This window comes from Aquabacterium sp. T101, assembly GCF_057219775.1.
The window spans coordinates 1,021,773-1,045,495 of sequence record NZ_JBXVVZ010000001.1; the positions used below are offsets into that span (position 1 = coordinate 1,021,773).

Below are 23,723 nucleotides of genomic sequence, written 5' to 3' on the forward strand. Positions count from 1 at the left end.
CGGTGCGATGAGTGACGGCAAGGCGCTGCGCCTGGCCGAGGCGCTGATCGCCCGGCGCTCGGTCACGCCCGACGACGACGGCTGCCAGGCCCTGCTGTCCGGGCGCCTCGCCGCTGCGGGTTTCGCCTGCGAGACCGTCGTCTGCGGGCCGGAGCACTTCCGCGTCACCAACCTGTGGGCGCTGCGGCGCGGCACGCGACCCGGCCCGACGCTGGCCTTCGCCGGCCACACCGACGTGGTGCCGCCGGGGCCGCTGGCCCAGTGGACGAGCGACCCCTTCGTGCCGACGCACCGCGACGGCCGGCTCTACGGCCGCGGCGCGGCCGACATGAAGAGCTCGCTGGCCGCGATGGTGGTGGCCGTGGAGGACTTCGTCGCCGCCCGCCCCGACCATGCCGGCGCGATCGGCTTCCTGCTGACCAGCGACGAGGAAGGCCCGTCGGTGGACGGCACGGTGCGCCTGGTGGAGATGCTCAAGGCGCGCGGCGAGCGGCTGGACATGTGCATCGTCGGCGAACCCACCTCGGTGGACGCGCTGGGCGACATGGTCAAGAACGGGCGCCGCGGCACCCTGTCCGCGCGCCTGACGGTGCGCGGCATCCAGGGCCACGTGGCCTACCCGCAGCTCGCGCGCAACCCGATCCACCAGGTGGCCCCGGCGCTGGCCGAGCTGGCCGCCACGGTGTGGGACGCGGGCAATGCGCACTTCCCGCCCACGACGTTCCAGGTCTCCAACTTCAATGCCGGCACCGGCGCGGGCAACGTGATTCCCGGCGAGGCGGTAATCGACTTCAACTTCCGCTTCTCCACCGAGAGCACCGCCGACGGCCTGAAGCAGCGCGTGCACGCGCTGCTGGACCGCCATGGCCTCGAGTACACGCTGGCCTGGACGCTGGGCGGCCAGCCCTTCCTCACCACGCCCGGCTCGCTGACGGCGGCCGTGGCGGCGGCGATCGAGGCCGAGTGCGGTGTGAAGACCGTGCTGTCCACCACCGGCGGCACGTCCGATGGCCGCTTCATCGCCACGATCTGCCCGCAGGTCGTCGAGCTGGGGCCGCGCAACGCCAGCATCCACAAGATCGACGAGCACGTGCAGGCGGCCGACGTGGACCGGCTGGCCGGCGTCTACCGCCGGGTGATGGAACAATTGCTGCCGTGAAGCTCCTGGACTGCATCGAACAGCAGAGCGCCCGCCTCACCCAGGCGGGCGTTTCGTTTGGGCATGGCACCACCAATGCCTTCGACGAGGCGGCGTGGCTGGTGCTGTGGCGCCTGGGCCTGCCGCTGGACGAGCTGGATTCCGTGGCCGGGCGCGAGCTGACCGCCACGGAGCAGGCGCATGTCGCTGCCCTGGTGGACGAGCGCATCGCCACGCGCCGGCCGGCGGCCTATCTCACCGGCGAGGCCTGGCTGCAGGGCGTGCCCTTCACGGTGGACGAGCGCGTCATCGTGCCGCGTTCGCTGATCGCCGAGCTGATCGCCGACGGCACGCTCGACGCGTGGCTGTCCGACCGCACGCGCAGCGTGCTCGACCTGTGCACCGGCAACGGCAGCCTGGCCGTGCTGGCGGCCCTGGCCTGGCCCGAGGTGCACGTGGACGCCGCCGACCTGTCGGCCGACGCGCTGGCCGTGGCGCGGCTCAACGTCCAGCGGCACGGGCTGGACGAGCGCATCGCGCTGCGGCAGGGCGACGGCCTCGCGGCCGTGGCCGGCCGCCGCTACGACCTGATCCTGTGCAACCCGCCCTACGTCAACAGCGAGTCGATGGCCGCGCTGCCGCCCGAGTACCGCGCCGAGCCGACGCTGGCGCTGGCCGGTGGCGCCGACGGCATGGACTTCATCCGCCCGCTCTTGGCGGCAGCCGCCGGACATCTGGCCGCGGACGGCGTGCTGGTGCTGGAGATCGGCCACGAGGCGGCGCACTTCGAGGCCGAGTTCCCCGCGCTGGAGTTCGCGTGGCTGCCCACCAGCGGCAGCGACGATCAGGTGGTGCTCGTGACGCGCGACGCGCTGGAGGCCGCCCGATGATCACCGTGCGCGACGTGGTGCTGCGGCGCGGCGCCAAGGTGGTGCTCGACGGCGCGAGCTTCACGCTCAATCCCGGCGAGAAGGCCGGTCTTGTGGGACGCAACGGCGCCGGCAAGTCCAGCCTGTTCGCGCTGCTCACGGGCCGGCTGCACAGCGACGCCGGCGACGTGGACCTGCCGCCGCGCTGGCGCGTGGGCGAAGTGGCCCAGCACATGCCCGAGACCGACCAGGGCGCGACCGACTTCGTGCTCGACGGCGACCTGCCGCTGGTGGCTGCGCGCGAGCAGCTCGCGGCGGCCGAAGCGGCCCACGACGGCGACGCGATGGCGCACGCCCACGTGGCCCTGGAAGAGGCCGGCGCCTTTGACGCCCGCTCGCGCGCGCAGGCGCTGCTGCTGGGCCTGGGGTTCCGCACGGCCCAGCTGGACGCGCCGGTGAACAGCTTTTCCGGCGGCTGGCGCATGCGCCTGCAGCTCGCCCGCGCGCTGATGTGCCCGGCCGACCTGCTGCTGCTGGACGAGCCGACCAACCACCTCGACCTCGACGCGCTGGTCTGGCTCGAAGCCTGGCTGCAGCGCTTCGCCGGCACCCTGGTCGTGATCAGCCACGACCGCGAGTTCCTCGACGCCGTCACGCGCGTGACGCTGCACGTGGAGCGCCAGACGGTCACCCGCTACGGCGCCAACTACTCCGGCTTCGAGGACATGCGCGCCGAGCGGCTGGGCCAGCAGCAGGCCGCGTTCGCCAAGCAGCAGGAGCGCATCGCCCACCTGCAGCGCTTCATCGACCGCTTCAAGGCCAAGGCCTCGAAGGCCAAGCAGGCCCAGAGCCGCGTCAAGGCCCTGTCGCGCATGGAGCGCCTGGCGCCGGTGCTGGCCGAGAGCGAGTTCGACTTCGAGTTCCGCGAGCCGGCCAACCTGCCCAACCCGATGCTGGCGCTCAAGGGCGTGAGCTGCGGCTACGGCCACACGCCGATCGTGCAGCACATCGATCGCACCGTGCTGGCGGGCCAGCGCATCGGCATCCTCGGCGCCAACGGCCAGGGCAAGTCCACGCTGGTCAAGACCATCGCCCACGCCCTGCCCGCGCTCGGCGGCACGGTCACCGAGGGCAAGGGCCTGGCCATCGGCTACTTCGCGCAGCAGGAGATGGACCTGCTGGCCGCCGACGACACGCCCCTGCAGCGCATGGTACGGCTGGCGCGCGAGGTGTCGCCGCAGGCGCGCGAGCAGGAGCTGCGCAACTTCCTCGGCCAGTTCCGCTTCGAGGGCGACATGGTCCACCAGACCGTGGGCACGCTGTCGGGCGGCGAGCGGGCGCGGCTGGTGCTGGCCACCATCGTGTGGCAGCGGCCGAACCTGCTGCTGCTGGACGAGCCCACCAACCACCTCGACCTCGCCACGCGCGAGGCGCTGTCGATCGCGCTCAACGAGTTCGAGGGCACGGTGATGCTGGTCAGCCACGACCGCGCGCTGCTGCGCGAGGTGTGCGACGAGTTCTGGCTCGTCGCGCAGGGCATCGTGCAGCCCTTCGACGGCGACCTCGACGACTACCAGCGCTGGCTGCTCGAGGTGTCGCGCGCGGCCCAGCGCGGCCTGCCGCCCCCGCCGCTGCCGTCGCTGCTGCCGGCGGCGGCGGAACCGTCACGCGCATCGGCCCCGTCGGGGCCGCCGGCGCCCCGGCCCGCCGCCGCCCCGCCGCGCGACGATCGCAAGGCCAAGGCCCAGGCGCGCACGCGGCTGGCCGACGCGACGCGGCCGATGCGCAACGAGATCGCGCAGATCGACAAGCGGCTGGAATCGCTGACGGCGGAGAAGCTGGCCACCGAGACCGCGCTGGCCACGCCGGGCATGGCGCCGGCGGAGATCGCGGACCACGGCCGACGGCTCAACCATGTGGCCGCCGAGCTGGCCATGCTGGAGGAACGCTGGCTCGAGCTGCATCAGCAGATCGAGTCGCTGCAGGCGGCGGCGTCCTGAGACGCGCGCCGCCCGCAGGGCCCGCTCAGCGCGGGTCGTGCGTGCGCGGGATGCCCGGGCGCGGATCGTGGCGGTTCGGGATGCCGTCGAAGTCGCGATCGCGATAGCCGCGCACCGGCGCGTCGTAGCGGCGGTCGTGGCGGTCGTAGCGGTTCGGCACACCGTCGCCGTCGCGGTCCCAGCGCGGGTTGTAGACCCGGTCGTGGCGGTTCGGGATGCCATCGCCGTCCACGTCCCAGCGCGGGTTGTAGATGCGGTCGTGGCGGTTCGGGATGCCGTCGCCGTCGTGGTCCCAGTGGGTGGGCTCGCGGTACACCACGCGCACCGGGGCGGGGTAGATCACGCGCACCGGTGCCGGATGCACCACCACGGGCGGCGGCGCGTACACCGGGGCCCGGGACGAACTGCCGATCGTCACCGACCACTGCACGTCGGCGTGGTCCCGGGCCTGGGCCAGGCCCGCCTGGGCGGCACCGGCGGCGGCCAGCAGGGCGACGAGGGTGGGCTTGAGGATTCGCATGGCGTGAACTCCTAGGTTGGCCTTCGCGGGCGTCGACGATCGACGCCTCGCACACCGCCAACGGCCCAGCCCCCCGCGCGGACCACGCGGCGGCGCGGCGTGCAGGTAAAGCTTTGTGAAGCCGCGCGCCGACCCCGGGCGCATCCACCCCCGCGGGCGCCACGGATTTAGATTGCACACAATTCAATTGTTCGCTATAGTTCAAGCATGGCAACGCGTTCCGCTCCCCCGTCCGCCGACGAGCGCTGGCTGAAGCTGGACCATCAGCTCTGCTTCGCCCTCTATGCGTCGTCGCTGGCGATGACCAGGCTGTACAAGCCGCTGCTCGACCCGCTGGGGCTGACCTACCCGCAGTACCTGGTGATGCTGGTGCTGTGGGAAGTCGACGGCCTGGCCGTATCGCAGATCGGCGAGCGCCTGCAGCTCGACTCCGGCACCCTGACGCCGCTGCTCAAGCGGCTGGAAGCGTCGGGCCTGGTGCAGCGGCTGCGCGACAGCAGCGACGAGCGGCGCGTGCTGCTGCAGCTCACGCGCGAGGGCCGCGCCCTCAAGCGCCGTGCGCTGGCGGTGCCCGCGGCGGTGGCCTGCGCGTCGGGCTGCTCGCTCGACGAGCTGCAGAGCCTGACCGCCCGCCTCAAGACCCTGCGCGACCAGCTCGCCACGTCCGTTTCCACCGCGTCGCAGTCGGCCTGACCGCCACGCCCCTTCCCGCCCCCCATCAACAGGAGCCCTTCATGGCCATCGAGAAAGCCCTCTACACCGCCCAGGCCACGTCCACCGGCGGCCGCGCCGGCACGACCAAGTCGTCCGACGGCCGCATCAGCCTGAACCTGTCCACGCCCAAGGAACTCGGCGGCGACAGCGGCCCCGGCACCAACCCCGAGCAGCTCTTCGCGGCCGGCTACTCGGCCTGCTTCATCGGCGCGATGAAGGCCGTGTCGGCGCGCCAGAAGGTCGCGCTGCCGGCCGAGGTGTCGATCACCGCCGACGTGTCGATCGGCCCGATGGCCGGCAAGGCCGGCGCGTTCTCGATCGCCGTGGCGATGAAGCTGTCGGTGCCCGGCATGGACCGCGCCGCCCTCGAAACGCTGGTGAAGACGGCGCACGAGGTGTGCCCGTACTCGAACGCGACGCGCGGCAACATCGACGTGACGTTCACGATCGCCTGATCCACGCCCGGGCGGGCCGGTGCGCCGGCCTGCCGTCACAGGACGGTCATGCAAGGTGTCTACGGTCGCGGGTTTGACCCACCGACCGGAGACACCCCTTGAACCGTATCCCCGCCCCGCTGCGCTTCCTTGCAGCCGCCGTCCTCGCCCTGACCGGTACCTCCGCCGCGCTGGCCGCACCGCAGTTCGTCAACGGGCTCGCGATCGACGCCACGACGCTCGACGCTTCGGGTGGCACGCTGGTCAACGACGGCCGGATGGGTTTCTTCTCCGACATCTATTACGACCCGCAGAGCAACGAGTGGTGGGCGCTGTCGGACCGCGGCCCGGGTGGCGGCACGCTGAAGTACGAGACGCGGATCCACCGCTTCAAGCTCGACATCGACCCGCATTCGGGCGCGATCTCGAACTTCCAGATCCTCAAGACCTTCATCTTCCGTCGCGGCGGCGCATCGCTCGACGGATTCGCGCCGACCGAGGGCGGCGAGCTCGGGCTGTCGTTCGACCCCGAGGGCATCGTCGTGAACCCGCGCAACGGCCATCTGCTGGTGTCCGACGAATATGGTCCCTCCCTCTACGAGTTCACCACCTGGGGCCGTCTGGTCCGGCGATTCGAGACGCCCGCCAACCTGCTGCCGCGCAATGCCGCCACCGGGCAGACCAACTTCGCCGGTGACACCGGCAACACCGCCGGCAAGCGCACCAACCGCGGCTTCGAGGGCCTGGCCATCAGCCCGGACGGCCGCACCGCCTTCGCCATGCTGCAGAGCGCGATGCTGGACGAAGGCGGCAGCAGCGGAACGCTGAACCGCATCGTCGCGTTCGACACCCGCACCGGCCGCGCCAAGGCCCAGTACGCCTACCGCATGGAAGGCAGCTCGCAGGGTCGCGGCATCTCCGCACTGGTGGCGCTCAACGACACCGAGTTCCTGGTGCTCGAGCGCAACAACCGCGGCCTGGGCGTCGACTCCGAAGGCACGCCCGCCAACAAGAAGGTGTTCCGGATCAGCCTGGCCGGAGCCACCGACGTGAGCGCGATCGACCTGGACGCGCCGGGTGCCGTGTTCACCACTGTCACCAAGGACGCCACCGTGCCCTGGCTGGACCTGGCCGCGCCCGCCACGCTGGCGCATCCGTCGCTCGCGTCGCTGGGCGGCGTGTCGCCCGAAAAGTGGGAAGGTCTGACCATCGGACCGCGCCTGAACGACGGCAGCTACCTCGTGCTGGCCGGCACCGACAACGACTACTCCGTGACGCAGGACAGCGGTACCAGCGTGCAGCGCGACGTGTACTACCGCCCCACCGGTGCCGGCACGTTCGAGCGCATCCGCTGCGACATCGGCACGCTGGCCAACTGCGTGCTGGTCGGCGCCAACGGCGCGCCGGGCGCCGCGGTGCCGGCGGGCTACGACTTCAGCGGCTACCGGCTGATCCCCGGCGTGCTGCATGCCTACAAGGCGTCGGCGGAGGACCTGGCGCGCTACGTGACGCCGGGCAGCAAGCCAGCCCGCAAGTAGGCCGCGACGAATCGGCGGGCGACGAGGCGGTCGTTCCCGCGCGGGCGCCTCAAGCAGTGCGCGCCAGCAGGCGCAGCAGCAGTTCCACCCGGGCCTGCGCGGGCGATAGGGACACTGCTGCCGGCTGCGCGGCACCGCCCTGCACCGGCCCCGCTGCGCAGCGCGAGCAGCGCAGCACCTCGACGCCGGCGGCCATCGCGCGCTCGACCGCGGCCTCCAGGTCGCGGTGCATCGTGCCGTTGCCGGTGCCGGCGACGACGAGGCCGTCCATGCCGCGCGCCTGTAGCGCGTCCACCACCGCGCCGTCGGCGCCGGCGTGGCTGTGCACGATCGCCACGCGCGGCCAGCGCGCCGCATCCGGTGCCACGCGCGCCAGGCCCAGCGGCTCGCCCTGCGGCGCGCCACGCCACCACTGGATGCGTCCGTCCAGCAGGTCGGCCAGCGCCCCGGCGTCGCCGGCGTCGAAGGCGTCGGTGCGCCAGGTGTGTGTCTTGCGGACCTCGGCCCCGGCCCACGCGCGGCCGGCCAGCGCCACCAGCACGCCGCCGGCACGCGGGTCCTGCGCCAGCGTCACCGCGTCGAGCAGGTTTCTCGGCCCATCGGCGCCCAGCGCCGTGGCCGGCCGCATGGCCGCCGTCAGCACCAGCGGCTTGGCCGGCCCGAGCACGCGGTGCAGCAGGTAGGCCGTCTCCTCCAGCGTGTCGGTGCCGTGGGTGACCACCACGCCGGCCACGTCGGTGCGCGCCAGGTGATGCGCGGCGCGCTGCGCCAGCCGCTGCCAGGTGGCGTGGTCCATGTCCTTGGAGTCGAGCTGGGCCACCTGCTCGCATTCGAGGTCCAAGCCCGCCAGCGCCGGCACGGCCGCCACCAGTTGCGCCACGCCAATCTGCGCGGCGGTGTAGCCCACCGTGTCGGTGGCACTCGTGGCCGTGCCGGCGATGGTGCCGCCCGTGCCCAGGATCACCACCTTGCTGCTTGCCATCATGTCGTCATCTGGATAAAAATACAGCCACTGGACAAACCACCAGGGCCCTGCCCCGCTGCGCCATCATGGAAGAACGCCCCAAGCTTACCGACCGCCAGCAGCAGATCCTCGACCTGGTGCAAAGCGCCATCGCCCGCACCGGCGCGCCGCCCACCCGGGCCGAGATCGCCGCCGAGCTGGGCTTCCGCTCGCCCAATGCCGCCGAGGAGCACCTGCAGGCCCTGGCGCGCAAGGGCGTGATCGAGCTGGTGGGCGGCACGTCGCGCGGCATCCGCCTGCAGCCCGAGGCCCTGAAGAAGCTCAACCAGGCGCGCGGCAAGCAGTTCAGCCTGCCGCTGCCCAGCCTGTCGCAGCTGACGCTGCCGCTGGTGGGCCGCGTGGCCGCGGGCAGCCCGATCCTGGCGCAGGAGCACATCGACCAGACCTACGTGGTCGAGGCCAGCATGTTCGCGCGCAAGCCCGACTACCTGCTGCGCGTGCGCGGCATGAGCATGCGAGACGCCGGCATCATGGACGGTGACCTGCTTGCGGTGCAGAAGGCCAGCGACGCCAAGAACGGCCAGATCGTCGTCGCCCGCCTGGGCGACGAGGTCACGGTCAAGCGCTTCCGGCGCGCGCGCGGCCACATCGAGCTGCTGCCCGAGAACCCCGAGTTCGAGCCCATCATCGTCACGCCATCGGAGGACGAACCCTTCGCCATCGAGGGCCTGGCCGTCGGGCTGATCCGCAACACGATGCTGATGTAGACGCGCCATGGCGACCGCCGCGCCCTACGTGCTCTACGGCAGCCGCAACTCGGGCTCGGCCATGGTGGAAGCCGCGCTGGAGCTGGCGCGCGCGCCCTACCGCATCGTCACCGCGTCCACCTGGGAGCCGAAGTCGGCGCGCGCCGAGCTGCGCCGCGTGAACCCGCTGGGCCAGATCCCCACGCTCGTCACGCCCGACGGCACGGTGCTCACCGAAAGCGCGGCGATCCTCATTCACCTGGGCCTGGCCCATCCGCGCTCGGGCCTGCTGCCGCGCGACCCGGCGCAGCGGGCCGTGGCGCTGCGGGCGATCGCCTTCGTGTCGGCCAACTGCTATGCAGCCATCGGCGTCATCGACTACCCCGAGCGCTGGCTCGGCAAGGGCGACCCTCAGGCCAACGAGCGCCTGCGCGCCGGGGCGCGGCGACGGCTGCACCGCTTGTGGAGCCTCTTCGCGGACACCTTCTACCCCGAGGACACCGGCGCCTTCCTGGGCGGCTCGCAGCCCGGGGCGGCCGACCTGATGGCCACCGTCGTGTCGCGCTGGTCCGGCGCCCGCAAGCACCTCGCGCGGCAGCGGCCGGCGATGTCGCGCTGGCTGGAGCGTGTCGAGGCTCACCCGAGGGTGGCCCCGGTGATCGCCCGCCATTGGGGCGAGGGCCCCGTGGAAGCGGGAGGCTGAGCCCCATGAACGCCGTGCGCATCAAGGCGCCGAAGGCGCGCGACCCGCAGCAGTGCGTGACGCTGGAGCAGTTGCCCAACATCGGCCCGTCGCTGGCCGCGGACCTGCGCCTGATCGGCATCCAGACCCCGCGCGAGCTGAAGGGCCGCGACGCGTTCGTGCTCTACCAGAAGCTCGCCGCGGCCACCGGCACGCGGCAGGACCCTTGCGTGCTCGACACCTTCATGGCCGCGGTGGACTTCATGAACGGTGCCGACGCGGCCCCCTGGTGGGCCTACACCGCCCAGCGCAAGGCGCTTTACGGGCCGCTCTGAGTCGCCCTGAATCGCTGAATCGCCCTGAGTCGCTCTGAACCCTGCCGCGGCCGCCGCCCCTCCGGGCCGCGGCCGCGCTCCATCGCATTGCCTCAGACCGGCTGCGCCCCGCGCAGATAGTCGGCCTTGCCCACGTCCACGCCGGCATGCCGCAGCAGCGCGTAGGTCATCGTGACGTGGAAGTAGAAGTTCGGCATCGCGTAGTGCTTCAGGAACGTCTCGCCGTCGAACTGCAGCGGCTCGGCATTGCGGCGCGGCACGCTGATCGGGCGTGACTCGCTGCCGTCGATCTGGGCCGCGCTGAACGACGACACGTAGTCGATGGTGCGCCGCACGCGCGCCCGCAGGTCGGCAAGGCTGGCCTCGTTGTCCTCCCACGACGGGATCTCATGGCCCGCCAGCCGGGCCATGCAGCCCTTGGCCGCGTCGGAGGCGATCTGGATCTGGCGCGTGAACGCCAGCATGTCGGGGGCCAACCGCAGGCCCAGGTAGTTGGTCGGGTCGAACTTGCGGGCCGCCGCATGCGCCTCGGCCTTGTCGAGCCAGGTCAGCAGGTTGGCCAGCATGCGGGAGAAGACCGGCGCGCTGGCCGAATGCATCGAAATTGTCATCGTGTGTCTCCTGAGGGGGCCGGTGATGCTAGCGCGCAGGGCAAAATCGCGTCGGCCCGTGCCATGAACATCATCATCCTCGACGACTACCAGGACGCCGTGCGCAAGCTGCGCTGTGCGTCCAAGCTGGAACACCTCCATGCCAAGGTGTTCACCAACACGGTCAAGGGCATCGGTCAGCTGTCGGTGCGCCTGCGCGACGCCGAGGTGCTGGTGCTGATCCGCGAGCGCACGGCCTTCCCGCGCCAGTTGCTGGAGAAGCTGCCCAAGCTGCGCCTGATCTCGCAGACCGGCCGGGTGGGGCCGCACATCGACGTCGACGCCTGCACCCGGCTGGGCATCGCGGTGGCCGAGGGCGTGGGCGACCCCACGGCGCCGGCCGAGCTGACCTGGGCCCTGATCATGGCCGCCATGCGGCGGCTGCCCCAGTACATCGGCAACCTCAAGCATGGCGCGTGGCAGCAGTCGGGGCTGAAGGCCGCGGCGATGCCCCCCAACTTCGGCATCGGCATGAAGCTCGCCGGCCGCACGCTGGGGGTCTGGGGCTACGGCCGCATCGGCCAGCGGGTGGCCGGCTACGGGCGCGCGTTCGGCATGCGGGTGCTGGTCTGGGCACGCGACGAGGCACAGGCCCGCGCGCTGGCCGATGGCCACGAGGTCGCGGCCAGCCGCGAGGAACTGTTCGACACGGCCGACGTGCTGTCGGTGCACCTGCGCCTGGTGCCGGAAACGCGCGGCATCGTCACGATGGACGATCTCGTGCGCATGAAGCCCACTGCGCTGTTCGTGAACACGTCGCGGGCCGAGCTGGTGGCCGAGGGCGCGCTGGTGTCGGCGCTGAACCGCAGCCGGCCCGGCATGGCCGCGGTGGACGTGTTCGAGAGCGAGCCCATCCTGCAAGGCCATCCGCTGCTGCGCCTGGAGAACGCGGTGTGCACGCCGCACATCGGCTATGTCGAGCAGGACAGCTACGAGCTGTACTTCGGCGCGGCCTTCGACAACGTGGTGGCCTTCGTCAACGGCCGGCCCACGGGCATCGTCAATCCGGAAGCGCTCAAGGTGGTGCGTTGAGCGACGCGCCCGCGCCGCGCTCGCCCGGCGAGCTGTTCACCGCATTCACGCGCCTGGCCCTGCAGGGCTTCGGCGGCGTGCTGCCGGTGGCGCAACGCGAGCTGGTCGAGCAGCGCCGCTGGCTCAGCCGCGAGCAGTTCCTGGAGGTGCTGTCGGTCGGCCAGGTGCTGCCCGGCCCCAACATCGTCAACGTGGCGCTGGTCATCGGCGACCGCTTCTTCGGCTGGCGCGGGGCAGTGGCGGCGCTGGCCGGCCTGCTGGCCGCGCCGCTGGTGATCGTGATGTCGCTCGCGGTGCTGTACACGCGCTTCACGCACGAGCCGCGCGTGGCGGGTGCGATGCACGGCATGGGGGCGGTGGCCGCGGGCCTGATCCTGGCGATGGGTCTCAAGCTGGCCCCCACGCTGCGGCGCAACCCGCTGCCGCTGGCGCTGTGCGTCGCGGCGGCCGTCGGCACCTGGGTCGCCGTCGGCCTGCTGCGCCTGCCGATGGCCTGGATCGTGCTCGGCCTGGGCGGCGCGATGATGGCGTTCGGCTGGCACTGGCTGGGCCGGGCGCGCCCATGACGAACGTGCTGACCACCGCGGACTGGTGGGCCCTGTTTCTGCACTTCGCCGCGGTGTCGATGCTGGCGGTCGGCGGCGCCATCGCGGTGGCGCCGGAGATCCACCGCTTCCTCGTCGACGAGCGCGGCTGGATCGACGACGCCCAGTTCACCTCGTCGGTGGCCCTGGCCCAGGCCGCCCCCGGGCCCAACCTGATGTTCGTGCCGGTGCTGGGCTATGCCGTCGCCGGCCTGCCCGGCGCGCTGGTCGCGCTGATGGGCATCCTGCTGCCGAGCACGGCGTTCGCACTGGTGGTCACGCGCTGGGGCCAGAAGCGGCGCGACACGATCGGCGTGCGGGCCTTCGTGGCCGGCATGGCGCCGGTGACGATCGGCTTGCTGCTGGCCGCCGGCACGGTGCTGGCGGTGCCGCTGGCACGCACGCCGTCGGCCTGGGTGCTGGTGGCGGCCACCGTGGCGCTGTCGGTGGGCACGAAGATCAATCCGGTGTGGCTGATCGCGGCCGGCGCCGCGCTGGGCGCGCTCGGGCTCGTGTAGCGCCCGCCGTGGGTGCACCGCTCAAGCGGCACGCCGGCGGGCGGTGACCTCGATCTCGATCTTCATGCGCTCATCGAGCAGGCCGGCGCTGATCATCATCGCCGCCGGGCGCACCTCGCCGAAGGCCCGGCGCAGGGCCGGCCAGCAGGCCGGGAAGTCCTTGGCGTCGGGCAGCACGTAGACCACGCGCACCACGTCGGCGAAGGACGCGCCGGCCTCGGCCAGCGCCGCGCCGATGTTGCGCAGGCACTGCTCGGCCTGCCCGGCAGCGTCATCCACGATGGTCATCGTGGCGTAGTCGAAGCCGGTGGTGCCCGACACGAAGATCCACTCGCCGTCGACGACGGCACGCGAGTAGCCGATCTCGGCCTCGAACGGGGAACCGGAGCTGATCAGGCGACGCGACATGGCTGGAACCTCGGGTGGGGACGCGCTGCGATTCTGCCCGCCGGGGACCGCGGCGGCGCGGCTCAGCTGCGCAGCGGCAGCGCCACGCCGATCGCCGCGAACACGCCGCCGCAGACCTGGTTGAAGCGGCGCCCCACGCGCGCCAGCCAGGGGCTGACGCGATGCGCCATGCCGGCGATCAGCACCTCGGTGACGATCTCCACCACGGCAAAGGTGCCGGCCATCACCGCGAACTGGACCACGAGGCCGCGCGCCGGGTCGATGAACTGCGGCAGGAACGCGGCGAAGAACAGCAGCCCCTTCGGATTGGTCAGCGCTGACAGCGCCCCCTGGCGGAACATCGAGCCCCCGCTGCGCGGCCCGGTGTCGATGCCCGGCGCCAGGCCGATCGGCGGCGCGCGCCAGACCTGCACCCCGAGCCACACGAGATAGGCGCCGCCCACCCATTTCAGCACCGTGAGCCAGCCCGCCGACGCCTGCAGCAGGGCGCCGATGCCGAACATCGACAGCGCGATCAGCACGACGAAGCCCACCGCCCCGCCGGCCACGGTGAACAGCGTGCGGCGCCAGCCATACAGCGCGCCATGCGTGAGCGCCAGCAGGCCATTGGGCCCGGGCGACAGCGACAGACCGGTGGCGGCGGCCAGGTAGACGAGCCAGGCCTCCAGGCTCATGGGGCGGCCCCCTGCGCCACGTCGGCGTCGCCCGGCACGCGCGCGAACAGCAGGTAGTCGCGCGGCTCGCCGCGCACGATGCGGAAGTTGCGCAACGTGCCTTCGAGACGGAACCCGCACTTGGCCAGCACGCGCTGCGACGCGGCATGGTCGGGCAGCGTGGTGGCCTGCACCCTGACCCAGCCCCGGGCCGCAAAGCCCCACGCCACCGCCGCGCGGCAGGCCAGGGTGGCGAGCCCGCGACCGGCTCGGGCGGGGTGCACCGTGTACGTCACCTCGGCGCTGAGGTTGAGCGCGGACACGCTGTGGAACCCGACGGTCGCCACCAGGCTTCCCGACGCGTCTCGAACGGCGAACAGCACGGGGGCGCCCGGGTCACCGGTCAGGGTGCGTTCGATCATCGGCACGATGTCGGCCACCGTGCGCACCGCGCTGCTCGTGAATCGCTGCTCTTCGGGCAGGGTCGCATAGGCGGCCCAGTCCGCGGCATCCTCGACGCGCATCGGCGCCACGAGGTGACCGGCGATCTCAGGCTGCATGGCGTCCGAGCACGGCCGGCACCAGGGCGGCCAGCACCAGCACCAACACCGGGACCATGCTGACCATGTAGCCCAGGCCCCGGCTCGCGGGTGCATTGACATAGGCGCGCCAGTACACGAGCCGCCCGACCAGGTACACGGCGCCGAGCGCGGCCACGTAGGTCGGCGGCCAGTAGCGCGCAGCGACGTACATCGCCGGCAGCAAGGCCACCAGCAGCTCGAGCGTGTTGAGGTGCACCCGGTTCATGCGCTCGAAGGGCTCCGGCCCGGTGGTGGCCGGCGCCTTCACGCCCTGCCGGCCTCGCTCGCGGCCGACCAGGCCACCGAAGAACAGGTACTGCAGCACGGCCAGCATGGCCACGGCGTCGACGAGATTCAAGGCCGGCATGGCAGGCGCTCCTGGAGGATGGGGGACATCACGCCGCCCCCGCGGCCGCCAGCCGTGCCGGCAGCTCGCGCATCGACGCGAACGTGGCCTGCGCGCCGGCTTCGGCCAGGCGCGCCGCGGGCGTCATGCCGGCGTAGCCCCAGGCCGTCATGCCGGCGGCGCGGGCCGCGGCGATGCCGGTCGGGCTGTCCTCGACCACGATGCAGGCGGCGGGGTCGGCCCGCATGCGCGCGGCCGCGTGCAGGAACAGGTCGGGCGCGGGTTTCGGCCGCGCGACGTCGTCGGCGCTGAACAGTCCGTGCTCGAAACGGGCCAGCAGCCCGGTGCGGCGCAGGGTCAGCCGCATCTTCTCGCGCGGGCCGTTCGACGCCACGCAGAACGGCAGCGGCAGGCCGGCCAGCACCTCGCCGATGCCGTCGATCGGCTGCAGATCGGCCTCGAACGCGGCGAAGGTGCGGGCCCGGAACGCGGGCAGGAACTGCGAAGGCGGCGCACCGCACAGCTGCTCGACGATCTCCAGGCAGCGCTGCATCGACGAGCCCATGAAGCGGTCCACGGCTTCGTCGAAGCCCATCGTCACGCCACGCTCGGCCAGCATCGCGATCAGCACCTCGTGGCTGATGCGCTCGCTGTCGACGAGCACGCCGTCGCAGTCGAAGATGACGAGCGCCGGGCTCACGCGGCGCCGGCCGCCGCTGTGCGCTGGCGCACCACCTCGTACAGGCATACGCCGGCCGCCACGCTGACGTTGAGGCTCTCCACCGCGCCGGCCATCGGGATGCGCACCAGCACGTCGCAGGTGTTGCGGGTGAGCTGGCGCAGGCCCTTGCCTTCGGCGCCGAGCACCAGGGCCACCGGGCCGCGCAGATCCAGGTCGTACAGCGTGCGTTCGGCGTCGTCGCTGGTGCCCACCACCGTGACGGCGCGTTCCTTCAGCTCGCCCAGGGCGCGCGCGAGGTTGGTCACCATCAGGTAGGGCACGGTCTCGGCCGCACCGCTGGCCACCTTGGCCACGGTGGCGTTCAGGCCCACGGCGTGATCCTTCGGCGCCAGCACCGCGTGCACGCCGGCGCCGTCGGCCACGCGCAGGCAGGCGCCCAGGTTGTGCGGGTCGGTCACGCCGTCGAGCGCCAGCACCAGCGGCGGCACGCCGGCGGCCACATCGTCCAGGATGTCGTCGAGCGAGTGACGTTGCGGCAGCGGCTTGACCAGCGCCACCACGCCCTGGTGGCGGTCGTTGCCGGCGAGCTTGCCGAGCCGGGCGTCGTCGCTGTCCACCACCTTGGCGCCCGCCGCGGCGGCGCGTTCGGCGAAGCCGCGCATGCGCGCGTCGCGGCGCTGGGTGTCGAGGTGCACCTCCACCACGGTGTCCGGAGCGGTCTTCAGGCGCACCGTCACGGCATGGAAGCCGTAGAGCACGTGGCGGGTCATCGCGCGGGCCTTCCGGCCGCCGCGCATCGGGGGGTGTCGGTCATGGCGCGACTTTACGCGCCTGCGAACGGCCGCCGGGTCAGGCCCGGACGTCGACCACCGAGCCGGCCTTGACGGCCGTCGCGCCCACCGGCGCCACGGCCCCCGCGAGCTGCTTGGCCAGGTCGGCCAGCGCCTTGCGCTCGTCGCCGGCCTGCAGGTCGCTCTGCTGACCCAGCGCCCGGTGCATGGCGACGAAGGCCTCGAGCAGGCGCGAGCTGGGCACCTTCATGATGTGCACCGCCGCCGTGGTGGTCGTCAGCGGGTTGGGCTGGTCGGGGATGTCCGGAGCGGCAGGCGCCGCGTCGGCGGGCCGGGCGGCCGCCGTGGCCAGGGCCGACAGGCGCTGCGACAGGTCGCCCCACGCCGGCGCACGGTCGGACGCGCCGCCCGACAGGGCCTTCAGGTCGCCCATCAGCGCATGGGCGAATCGCAGCACCGGCTGCGAGGCGGCATCGCTGCCGTCGGCGGACGGCCGCAGGGCCTCGTTCATCGCGTCGAGCAGGTCGCTGCGCACGGGCAGCTCGCGCGTGACGCGCGGCGTGGCCCGCACGCGCTCAGGGGCTTCGACCGTGGCGGACGTGTCGCTTCGGCGCACACCGACGGCGACGGCAGAGGAAACAGCGGCGATGGGCATGATCGGCCTCCAGGGCACAGGGCCGGACCCGCAGGGCATGCGGTTCCGGTCCGATGCGCACTAGATCGGCGCCGGTCGGCCGGACTTGAGGCCTGGAACGTGAAAAAAGTCCCGCTGCGGGGCCGCGATCAGGACGCCAGCGCGCGCCAGGCGAGGATCGCGCCGATCAGCACCGGCTGGTGCAGCATGTAGAAGGTGAGCGACCAGCGGCCCAGCGCGGCCAGTGGCGCCAGCGGGCGTGGCAGCGCCCCGGCCAGCGCGGCGCGCCGATGCCGCAGCAGCCATTGCCCGGCGGCCAGGCCCCACAGCATGACCCCGAGCCACGGCAGCACCGGCGCCCAGTCCTCGGTGATCGGCTTGCGCGTGGTGAGGCCGACCCAGTTCGTCCAGCGCGTGTCGAACCATGGATGCTGCACCAGCTGCGGCAGCAGCAGGCACGCCAGCCCCAGCAGCCACAGCCCGCCGCGCAACGGCGCCGCCAGCCGCGCCAGCACCAGCATCACGGCAAAGCCATGCAGCACGCCGAAGCTGATCCAGCTGCGCGGGAACATCAGCGCCGACCCGGCCGACACCAGCACCGCGCAGCCGGCGATCTGCGCCCAGCGGCGCCAGAAACGCGGCCAGGGCTGGCCGGCGTCCAGCGCCGCCGCCAGCGACAGGCCGGCGGTGGCCATGAACAGCGACACGATCACGGTCCGCTGCACGGTCCAGAACGGGTCGCGGTAGAAGTTCTGGCGCGGGTCGAGCAGGCCGAAGTGGTTGAGGTCGAAGCCGAAGTGGAACACCGCCATCCAGACGATGGCCGCGCCGCGCAGGGCGTCGAGGCGGTCGAAGCGGGCGCCGGCCGGTGCCGGCGGATGCGGGGCGCTGGAGGTCACGGTGGCAGTCGGTGGGGCCCCGGCACTCTAGACCATCGCCGGGCCGCCGGCCGGCTCCACTACGATGCGCCCATGAGCACGTCGCCGCCCACGACCCGCCGCAGCGCCCAGGAGCAGGCCCGCCTGGAGGCCGACCTGACCGAGCTGTACGAGCACAGGATCTCGTTCAACCAGACCCTGGGCCTGAAGATCGAGTCGTTCGCCCTGCCCGCGCCGCGCATCCGCTTCGTCATGCGGCCGGAACTCGTCGGCCACTACCTCTACGGGCGCCTGCACGGCGGCGTGATCGCCTCGGCGCTGGACGTGATGGGCAGCCTGGCCCTGATGGTGGCGCTGGCCGAGAAGCATCCCGACGAGACGGCGGCCCAGGTGATGCACCGGTTCGGCCGGCTCGGGACGATTGACCTGCGGGTCGACTACCTCAGCCCCGGCCTGGGCGCATGGTTCGAGGCCAGCGCCGAGGTGTCGCGGCTGGGCGGGCGCATCGGCTCGACGCAGATGCGCCTGGTCAGCGACCAGGGCGGCCTGGTGGCCACCGCGTCGGCGGCCTACGTCGTCAGTTAGGCGCGGGCGCCGCGAACGCGGTGCCGAACCATTCGTCGAGCATGCGGCGCTCGTAGGGCAGGTCGATGCGCTGGCGCAGGCCCGCGCCGCGCTGCAGGTACGTCATGTCCTGCACCACCGCACGGCCGCTGCGCGGCGCCTGGCCCGGTGCTTCCAGCACGTAGCGCAGCTCGATGCGGGGCCAGTCGGCACCGCCGCGCAGCACGCGCACCGGCCCGGCCGGCGCGCCGTGGCGGAGTTCACCCGCCAGGTCGACGTCGGTCACCTCCACGCGCAGGGTCTGACCGTCCGCCACGTGCGCCGCCGCAGCGGCCTCGATGTGGCGCTGCAGCGCGGCGAGGTTGTCCTGCGACCGCAGCTGCGCGTCGCGCACGTCGCGAAACGCTGCAGGCTCGACGAAGCTCACGGTCACCGTGCCCGCCGCGTGCGCGGCGGACCCGGCGATCAAGGCGCCCAATGCGACGCCGACAGCACGGAATTGACGCATGGCAACTCCCGACGAAAGCGAGGAAGGCTCCATGCTAGCGCCCGGCCGGTGCCTGTGGCACCGGCTTCGCAAACCTTTACCGAACGCGCTAGTTGGTCTCGGACAGTTGCTCCAGGATCGCCGGGTTCTCCAGCGTGGAGGTGTCCTGGGTGATCGCCTCGCCCTTGGCGATGGAGCGCAGCAGGCGGCGCATGATCTTGCCGCTGCGGGTCTTGGGCAGGTTCTCGCCGAAGCGGATGTCCTTCGGCTTGGCGATCGGGCCGATCTCCTTGGCCACCCAGTTGCGCAGTTCGGTGGCGATCTTCTTGGCTTCATCGCCGGTCGGCCGTGGCCGCTTGAGCACGACGAAGGCGCAGATCGCCTCGCCGGTGGTGTCGTCCGGGCGGCCCACCACGGCGGCCTCGGCCACCAGCTCGGTATGCGCCACCAGCGCCGACTCGATCTCCATCGTGCCCATGCGGTGGCCGGACACGTTGAGCACGTCGTCGATGCGGCCGGTGATGGTGAAGTAGCCGGTCTTGGCGTCGCGGATCGCGCCGTCGCCCGCCAGGTAGTAGCCCTTCAGCTCGGGCGGGTAGTAGCTCTTCTTGAAGCGCTCCGGGTCACCGTAGATCGTGCGGATCATGCTGGGCCAGGGCTTCTTGACGACGAGGATGCCGCCCTGCCCGTTGGGCACGTCGTTGCCCGTCTCGTCGACGATGGCCGCCTGGATGCCCGGGAACGGCAGCGTGCACGAGCCCGGCACCAGCGTGGTGACGCCCGGCAGCGGCGTGATCATGTGGCCGCCGGTCTCGGTCTGCCAGAAGGTGTCCACGATGGGGCAGCGGCCGCCGCCCACGTGCTGGTGGTACCACTCCCAGGCCGCCGGGTTGATCGGCTCGCCCACCGAGCCGAGGATGCGCAGGCTCGACAGGTTGCTGTGCTTCGGGTGCACGGCATCGTTGGTCTCGGCCGCCTTGATCAGCGAGCGGATCGCGGTGGGCGCGGTGTAGAAGATGCTGACCTTGTGCTTCTCGATCGTCTTCCAGAAGCGGTCGGCGGCCGGGAACGTGGGCACGCCCTCGAACACGATCTCGGTGCCGCCCAGGGCCAGCGGGCCGTAGGTGATGTAGGTGTGGCCGGTGACCCAGCCGATGTCGGCGGTGCACCAGAAGACGTCGTTGTCCTTCAGGTCGAAGGTCCACTTGGTGGTCAGCGCCGCGTGCAGCAGGTAGCCGCCGGTGCTGTGCTGCACGCCCTTGGGCTTGCCGGTGGAGCCCGACGTGTACAGCAGGAACAGCGGGTGCTCGGCCTCGACCCATTCCGGCTCGCAGGTGGTGGGCTTGCCGGCCAGTTCCTCGTGCAGCCAGCGGTCGCGCGACGGGTGCCACGCGATGTTGCCGCCGGTGCGCTTGAACACGATCACGTCGCGGATGCTCTCGCAGCCACCCAGGCCGATGGCCTCGTCGACGATGGACTTCAGCGGCAGCGACTTGCCGCCGCGCTTCTGCTCGTCGGCGGTGATCACCATCACCGCGCCGGCGTCGTTGATGCGGTCGCGCAGGCTCTGCGCAGAGAAGCCGCCGAACACCACCGAGTGCGTGGCACCGATGCGCGCGCAGGCCTGCATCGCGGCAACGCCTTCCACGCCCATCGACATGTAGATGACGACGCGATCGCCCTTCTTGACGCCGCGCGCCTTGAGCACGTTGGCGAACTGGCACACGCGCTCGAGCAGCTCCTGGTAGGTGACCTTGGTCACCGCGCCGTCGTCGGCCTCGAAGATGATGGCCGTCTTGCCGCCCAGGCCGCGCTCGACGTTGCGGTCCAGGCAGTTGTAGGACACGTTGAGCGTGCCGTCCTCGAACCACTTGAAGAACGGCGCGTTGCTGCTGTTCAGGCCCTTGGTCGGCACCTTCTTCCAGGTGACGAACTCGCGCGCCAGGCGCGACCAGTAGCCCTCGTAGTCGCGCTCGGCCTCGGCGACGAGCTGGTCGTAGGCGGCGGGGCCGGCCACGTGGGCGGCCTGGGAAAGGGCCGCGGGGGGCGGGTACAGGTGCGATTCGGTGCTCATGGTCTGTCTCCTGCGTTCAGTGTCCGGACTGGCCGCGACAGTAGGGGGAGGCTCTTACCGATGCCTTACTTTGCATCAATATCAGGCGACCCCGGTGCCGTCCCTACAATGCCGCGCACTCGAGGAATACCCTAATCCGATGGACAAGCAGCCGCAAGCCGGCGTGGACGCCGCCGCCATGGGCGCCCTGCCCCGAATCATCTTCATGAGCCGCTGGCTCCAGCTGCCGCTGTACCTGGGGCTGATCGCGGCCCAGGGCGTGTACGTCTGGCACTTCCTGCTCGAGCTTTGGCACCTGATCGAGGCCGCATTCGGCAGCCAGACCGCCATCGCGGCGCTGGTCAAGAGCATCGGCTACAGCGGCCCGGACACGGTCACGCTGAACGAGACCATCATCATGCTGGTGGTGCTGGCGCTGATCGACGTGGTGATGATCAGCAACCTGCTGATCATGGTGATCGTCGGCGGCTACGAGACCTTCGTCTCGCGCATGAACCTGCAGGGCCACCCGGACCAGCCGGAATGGTTGAGCCATGTCAATGCGTCGGTGCTCAAGGTGAAGCTGGCCACGGCCATCATCGGCATCAGCTCGATCCACCTGCTCAAGACCTTCATCAACGCCGCCAACTACAGCGACAAGGTGCTGATCGCGCAGACGGCGATCCACATCACCTTCCTGCTGTCGGCGATGGCGATCGCCTACACCGACCGGCTGATGTCGGCCCCCTCGGCCAGGCACTGAGCCCCAAGGCGCCCGCGGGCGCTACAGGGTGCGCGCGTCGAAGGTGTTGCACTGGGCGACGCTGCCGGTCTGCAGGCCGCGCCGGAACCAGGTCTGGCGCTGGGCGCTCGTGCCGTGGGTGAAGCTCTCGGGCACCACCGTGCCCTGGGACCGGCGCTGCAGCGTGTCGTCGCCGATCTGGGCCGCGGCATTGAGCGCCTCGTCGATGTCGGAACGGTCGAGCCAGCCCTTGCCCTTCTGCGAGTGATGGGCCCAGACGCCGGCGAAGCAGTCGGCCTGCAGTTCCACCCGCACCGACAGCGCGTTCATCTGGGCCTGGCTGACGCGGCCGCGCATCGAGTCGACCTTGCCGGTGATGCCGAGCTGGTTCTGCACGTGGTGCCCCACCTCGTGCGCGATGACGTAGGCCTGGGCGAAGTCGCCCGGCGCGCCCATGCGGCTGCGCAAGGTGTCGAAGAACGCCAGGTCGATGTAGACCTTGCTGTCGCCCGGGCAGTAGAACGGCCCCATGGCCGACTGGCCCGTGCCGCAGGCCGTGGGCGTGGCACCGCGGAACAGCACCAGCCGGGGCTGCGCGTAGGTGGCGCCGCCGGCCTGCATCAGCGCGCCCCATACGTCCTCGGTGTCGGCCAGCACGGTGGACACGAAGGCCGCCACCTCGTCGTTGGCCGGTGGGCGCTGCGCCGGCGACTGGGCCGACGGCGGCTCCATCGGCCCGGCCCCGCCCAGCACGCCGAGCACGGTGAGCGGGTTGATGCCGAAGATCCAGCCCGCGACCAGGGCGATGACGATCGTGCCCAGGCCGATGCCGCGCCCGCCACCCAGGCGCACGCCGCCGCCACCCCCCTGACCACGCCGGTCCTCGACGTTGTCGCTCTGGCGGTGGCCTTCCCACTTCATGGTCAGGCCTTGGGCAGGGTGACGCCGCGCTGGCCCTGGTACTTGCCGCCGCGGTCCTTGTAGGAGGTCTCGCAGACCTCGTCGCTCTCGAAGAACAGCACCTGAGCGCAGCCCTCGCCGGCGTAGATCTTGGCCGGCAGCGGCGTGGTGTTGCTGAACTCCAGCGTCACGTAGCCTTCCCACTCGGGCTCGAAGGGCGTCACGTTGACGATGATCCCGCAGCGCGCGTAGGTGCTCTTGCCCAGGCAGATCGTCAGCACGTTGCGCGGGATGCGGAAGTACTCCACTGTGCGCGCCAGCGCGAAGCTGTTGGGCGGGATGATGCAGACGTCGGCCTCGATGTCGACGAAGCTCTTCTCGTCGAAGTTCTTCGGATCGACCACCGTGCTGTGGATGTTGGTGAAGACCTTGAACTCCGGCGCGCAGCGGATGTCGTAGCCGTAGCTGCTGGTGCCATAGCTCACGATGCGGTGGCCGTCGGGTGCGACGCGCACCTGCCCCGGCTCGAAGGGCTCGATCATCCGATGCTCGGCCGCCATGCGGCGGATCCACTTGTCGCTCTTGATGCTCATGGCCTGGGGGTGGGTGGGCGGGGGAGGCCGGACGATTGTAGGCAAGGCGTCACGCGGCGCCGCCCGCGGCGGCGAGGGCCTGTGCGGCCGCTGGCAACGGCGCTACCATGGGGCCGAGCCCGCTGCGACCGGCCCGAGGAGCAGACGCCATGTCCGCCGCCACCGACCTGATGACCAAGTATGCCGCGTACCACCGTGACCGGCGCAACATCGCCACCCACTTCGTCGGCATCCCGCTGATCGTGTTCGCCGTCGGCGGCCTGCTGGCGCGGCCGGTGTTCGCGATCGGCCCGCTGGAGGCCACGCCGGCCCTGGTGCTGTGGGCGCTGACCACGCTGTGGTACCTGAGCCGGGGCCACGTGGCCCTGGGCGCGCTAACCAGCGTCGCCAACCTGCTGCTGATCCTGGCCGCCGCGCCGCTGGGCCGGCTGCCCACGGCCGCCTGGCTGGCCTGGAGCCTGGGCGCCTTCGTCGTCGGCTGGGTCATCCAGTTCGTCGGCCACTACTACGAGGGCCGCAAGCCGGCCTTCGTGGACGACCTGCGCGGCCTGCTGGTGGGCCCGATGTTCGTCGTGGCCGAGGCGCTGTTCGGCCTGGGCTGGGGCAAGGCGCTCGCTGCCGAGATCGAGTCGCGCGTGGGCCCGACCCGGCTGCGCGACCTGCACGCGCCGTCCGCGCGCTGACGCC

The 23,723-nt window shown here is 71.7% G+C and carries 30 protein-coding genes; 15 read left to right on the forward strand and 15 right to left on the reverse strand.

All coding sequences use genetic code 11. The features are described 5' to 3' along the window. Window positions 1-7: 7 nt before the first annotated feature. From dapE to AC2EAQ_RS04725, 3 genes are read left to right on the forward strand one after another with little or no spacing between them, the layout of a single operon-like run. A complete protein-coding gene (gene dapE / locus AC2EAQ_RS04715; protein WP_484640627.1) occupies window positions 8-1,159 on the forward strand; it encodes a succinyl-diaminopimelate desuccinylase in 1,152 nt (383 codons plus the stop codon). Continuing rightward, on the forward strand, window positions 1,156-2,028 hold the full coding sequence (gene prmB / locus AC2EAQ_RS04720; protein WP_484640628.1) for a 50S ribosomal protein L3 N(5)-glutamine methyltransferase: 873 nt from the start codon (window positions 1,156-1,158) through the stop codon (window positions 2,026-2,028). Before dapE ends, prmB begins: the two co-directional genes overlap by 4 nt. Continuing rightward, a complete protein-coding gene (locus AC2EAQ_RS04725; RefSeq protein ID WP_484640629.1) occupies window positions 2,025-4,007 on the forward strand; it encodes an ABC-F family ATP-binding cassette domain-containing protein in 1,983 nt (660 codons plus the stop codon). Before prmB ends, AC2EAQ_RS04725 begins: the two co-directional genes overlap by 4 nt. 25 nt (window positions 4,008-4,032) lie before the next feature. Here AC2EAQ_RS04725 and AC2EAQ_RS04730 read toward each other — a convergent pair whose 3' ends face one another. After that, window positions 4,033-4,527, reverse strand: coding sequence for a hypothetical protein (locus tag AC2EAQ_RS04730; protein ID WP_484640630.1), 495 nt, complete (start codon window positions 4,525-4,527; stop codon window positions 4,033-4,035). A gap of 207 nt (window positions 4,528-4,734) precedes the next feature. On the opposite strand from AC2EAQ_RS04730, the gene AC2EAQ_RS04735 reads away from it, so the two are divergent. The 3 genes from AC2EAQ_RS04735 (at window position 4,735) to AC2EAQ_RS04745 (ending at window position 7,213) form a co-directional block, all read left to right on the forward strand. Beyond that, the gene (locus AC2EAQ_RS04735; RefSeq protein ID WP_484640631.1) at window positions 4,735-5,220 is read left to right on the forward strand and encodes a MarR family winged helix-turn-helix transcriptional regulator; all 486 of its coding nucleotides are present in this window, start codon (window positions 4,735-4,737) and stop codon (window positions 5,218-5,220) included. Window positions 5,221-5,261: 41 nt separating this feature from the next. Further along, window positions 5,262-5,696 (forward strand): organic hydroperoxide resistance protein, encoded by a 435-nt coding sequence (locus tag AC2EAQ_RS04740; RefSeq protein ID WP_484640632.1) that lies wholly within the window; start codon window positions 5,262-5,264, stop codon window positions 5,694-5,696. A 98-nt stretch (window positions 5,697-5,794) separates the two neighbouring features. Continuing rightward, window positions 5,795-7,213, forward strand: a complete 1,419-nt coding sequence (locus tag AC2EAQ_RS04745; protein WP_484640633.1) for an esterase-like activity of phytase family protein — start codon at window positions 5,795-5,797, stop codon at window positions 7,211-7,213. 49 nt (window positions 7,214-7,262) lie between these two features. On the opposite strand, the gene AC2EAQ_RS04750 is transcribed toward AC2EAQ_RS04745, so the two are convergent. After that, window positions 7,263-8,198, reverse strand: coding sequence for an asparaginase (locus tag AC2EAQ_RS04750; RefSeq protein ID WP_484640634.1), 936 nt, complete (start codon window positions 8,196-8,198; stop codon window positions 7,263-7,265). A gap of 65 nt (window positions 8,199-8,263) precedes the next feature. On the opposite strand from AC2EAQ_RS04750, the gene lexA reads away from it, so the two are divergent. Genes lexA through AC2EAQ_RS04765 form a run of 3 tightly spaced genes read left to right on the forward strand, consistent with a single transcriptional unit; the run spans window position 8,264 to window position 9,940 of the window. After that, window positions 8,264-8,944: a transcriptional repressor LexA gene (lexA, locus tag AC2EAQ_RS04755; protein ID WP_484640635.1), complete on the forward strand. Its 681-nt coding sequence runs from the start codon at window positions 8,264-8,266 to the stop codon at window positions 8,942-8,944. A 7-nt stretch (window positions 8,945-8,951) separates the two neighbouring features. Continuing rightward, window positions 8,952-9,626, forward strand: a complete 675-nt coding sequence (locus AC2EAQ_RS04760) for a glutathione S-transferase family protein (RefSeq protein WP_484640636.1) — start codon at window positions 8,952-8,954, stop codon at window positions 9,624-9,626. 5 nt (window positions 9,627-9,631) lie between these two features. Then, window positions 9,632-9,940 carry a helix-hairpin-helix domain-containing protein gene (locus tag AC2EAQ_RS04765; RefSeq protein ID WP_484640637.1) on the forward strand — a complete coding sequence of 103 codons (309 nt, stop codon included), beginning with the start codon at window positions 9,632-9,634 and terminating at the stop codon, window positions 9,938-9,940. A gap of 92 nt (window positions 9,941-10,032) precedes the next feature. On the opposite strand, the gene AC2EAQ_RS04770 is transcribed toward AC2EAQ_RS04765, so the two are convergent. Beyond that, entirely contained in the window at window positions 10,033-10,551 is a 519-nt protein-coding gene (locus tag AC2EAQ_RS04770; protein WP_484640638.1) for a DUF1993 domain-containing protein, read from the reverse strand. Window positions 10,552-10,614: 63 nt separating this feature from the next. Here AC2EAQ_RS04770 and AC2EAQ_RS04775 point away from each other — a divergent pair, with 63 nt between their 5' ends. Genes AC2EAQ_RS04775 through AC2EAQ_RS04785 form a run of 3 tightly spaced genes read left to right on the forward strand, consistent with a single transcriptional unit; the run spans window position 10,615 to window position 12,724 of the window. Then, a complete protein-coding gene (locus AC2EAQ_RS04775) occupies window positions 10,615-11,622 on the forward strand; it encodes a D-2-hydroxyacid dehydrogenase family protein (RefSeq protein WP_484640639.1) in 1,008 nt (335 codons plus the stop codon). Continuing rightward, entirely contained in the window at window positions 11,619-12,188 is a 570-nt protein-coding gene (locus AC2EAQ_RS04780; protein WP_484640640.1) for a chromate transporter, read from the forward strand. The genes AC2EAQ_RS04775 and AC2EAQ_RS04780 overlap by 4 nt, the downstream gene beginning before the upstream one ends. Then, window positions 12,185-12,724 (forward strand): chromate transporter, encoded by a 540-nt coding sequence (locus tag AC2EAQ_RS04785; protein ID WP_484640641.1) that lies wholly within the window; start codon window positions 12,185-12,187, stop codon window positions 12,722-12,724. The genes AC2EAQ_RS04780 and AC2EAQ_RS04785 overlap by 4 nt, the downstream gene beginning before the upstream one ends. Before the next feature lie 21 nt (window positions 12,725-12,745). On the opposite strand, the gene AC2EAQ_RS04790 is transcribed toward AC2EAQ_RS04785, so the two are convergent. The 8 genes from AC2EAQ_RS04790 to AC2EAQ_RS04825 form a co-directional block, all read right to left on the reverse strand. Next, a complete protein-coding gene (locus AC2EAQ_RS04790) occupies window positions 12,746-13,132 on the reverse strand; it encodes a RidA family protein (protein WP_484640642.1) in 387 nt (128 codons plus the stop codon). Between the two features lie 62 nt (window positions 13,133-13,194). Beyond that, the gene (locus AC2EAQ_RS04795; protein ID WP_484640643.1) at window positions 13,195-13,806 is read right to left on the reverse strand and encodes a LysE family translocator; all 612 of its coding nucleotides are present in this window, start codon (window positions 13,804-13,806) and stop codon (window positions 13,195-13,197) included. Further along, the gene (locus AC2EAQ_RS04800; protein ID WP_484640644.1) at window positions 13,803-14,345 is read right to left on the reverse strand and encodes a GNAT family N-acetyltransferase; all 543 of its coding nucleotides are present in this window, start codon (window positions 14,343-14,345) and stop codon (window positions 13,803-13,805) included. Before AC2EAQ_RS04800 ends, AC2EAQ_RS04795 begins: the two co-directional genes overlap by 4 nt. After that, window positions 14,335-14,733: an MAPEG family protein gene (locus AC2EAQ_RS04805; protein WP_484640645.1), complete on the reverse strand. Its 399-nt coding sequence runs from the start codon at window positions 14,731-14,733 to the stop codon at window positions 14,335-14,337. The genes AC2EAQ_RS04800 and AC2EAQ_RS04805 overlap by 11 nt, the downstream gene beginning before the upstream one ends. 28 nt (window positions 14,734-14,761) lie before the next feature. Then, window positions 14,762-15,412 (reverse strand): HAD family hydrolase, encoded by a 651-nt coding sequence (locus AC2EAQ_RS04810; RefSeq protein ID WP_484640646.1) that lies wholly within the window; start codon window positions 15,410-15,412, stop codon window positions 14,762-14,764. Next, window positions 15,409-16,164: a 23S rRNA (guanosine(2251)-2'-O)-methyltransferase RlmB gene (gene rlmB / locus AC2EAQ_RS04815; protein WP_484640647.1), complete on the reverse strand. Its 756-nt coding sequence runs from the start codon at window positions 16,162-16,164 to the stop codon at window positions 15,409-15,411. The genes AC2EAQ_RS04810 and rlmB overlap by 4 nt, the downstream gene beginning before the upstream one ends. 79 nt (window positions 16,165-16,243) lie before the next feature. After that, entirely contained in the window at window positions 16,244-16,840 is a 597-nt protein-coding gene (locus AC2EAQ_RS04820) for a hypothetical protein (protein WP_484640648.1), read from the reverse strand. A 128-nt stretch (window positions 16,841-16,968) separates the two neighbouring features. Continuing rightward, window positions 16,969-17,718: a heparan-alpha-glucosaminide N-acetyltransferase gene (locus AC2EAQ_RS04825; RefSeq protein WP_484640649.1), complete on the reverse strand. Its 750-nt coding sequence runs from the start codon at window positions 17,716-17,718 to the stop codon at window positions 16,969-16,971. A 72-nt stretch (window positions 17,719-17,790) separates the two neighbouring features. Here AC2EAQ_RS04825 and AC2EAQ_RS04830 point away from each other — a divergent pair, with 72 nt between their 5' ends. Further along, entirely contained in the window at window positions 17,791-18,282 is a 492-nt protein-coding gene (locus AC2EAQ_RS04830) for a thioesterase family protein (protein WP_484640650.1), read from the forward strand. Here AC2EAQ_RS04830 and AC2EAQ_RS04835 read toward each other — a convergent pair. Both AC2EAQ_RS04835 and acs read right to left on the reverse strand, forming a co-directional pair. Then, a complete protein-coding gene (locus AC2EAQ_RS04835; RefSeq protein ID WP_484640651.1) occupies window positions 18,275-18,730 on the reverse strand; it encodes a DUF3016 domain-containing protein in 456 nt (151 codons plus the stop codon). The genes AC2EAQ_RS04830 and AC2EAQ_RS04835 overlap by 8 nt on opposite strands. A 127-nt stretch (window positions 18,731-18,857) precedes the next feature. Beyond that, a complete protein-coding gene (acs, locus tag AC2EAQ_RS04840) occupies window positions 18,858-20,822 on the reverse strand; it encodes an acetate--CoA ligase (RefSeq protein WP_484640652.1) in 1,965 nt (654 codons plus the stop codon). Between the two features lie 139 nt (window positions 20,823-20,961). Here acs and AC2EAQ_RS04845 point away from each other — a divergent pair, with 139 nt between their 5' ends. Further along, window positions 20,962-21,564, forward strand: coding sequence for a YqhA family protein (locus AC2EAQ_RS04845; RefSeq protein ID WP_484640653.1), 603 nt, complete (start codon window positions 20,962-20,964; stop codon window positions 21,562-21,564). Window positions 21,565-21,585: 21 nt separating this feature from the next. Here the strand turns inward: AC2EAQ_RS04845 and ypfJ are convergent, their stop codons facing one another. Together ypfJ and dcd are read right to left on the reverse strand one after the other, a co-directional pair. Continuing rightward, window positions 21,586-22,464 (reverse strand): KPN_02809 family neutral zinc metallopeptidase, encoded by an 879-nt coding sequence (ypfJ, locus tag AC2EAQ_RS04850; RefSeq protein WP_484640655.1) that lies wholly within the window; start codon window positions 22,462-22,464, stop codon window positions 21,586-21,588. Between the two features lie 2 nt (window positions 22,465-22,466). Beyond that, a complete protein-coding gene (gene dcd, locus AC2EAQ_RS04855) occupies window positions 22,467-23,036 on the reverse strand; it encodes a dCTP deaminase (protein WP_484640656.1) in 570 nt (189 codons plus the stop codon). Window positions 23,037-23,185: 149 nt separating this feature from the next. Between dcd and AC2EAQ_RS04860 the strand changes: the two genes are divergently transcribed. Then, window positions 23,186-23,719, forward strand: coding sequence for an Mpo1 family 2-hydroxy fatty acid dioxygenase (locus tag AC2EAQ_RS04860; RefSeq protein ID WP_484640658.1), 534 nt, complete (start codon window positions 23,186-23,188; stop codon window positions 23,717-23,719). Window positions 23,720-23,723: the final 4 nt, after the last annotated feature.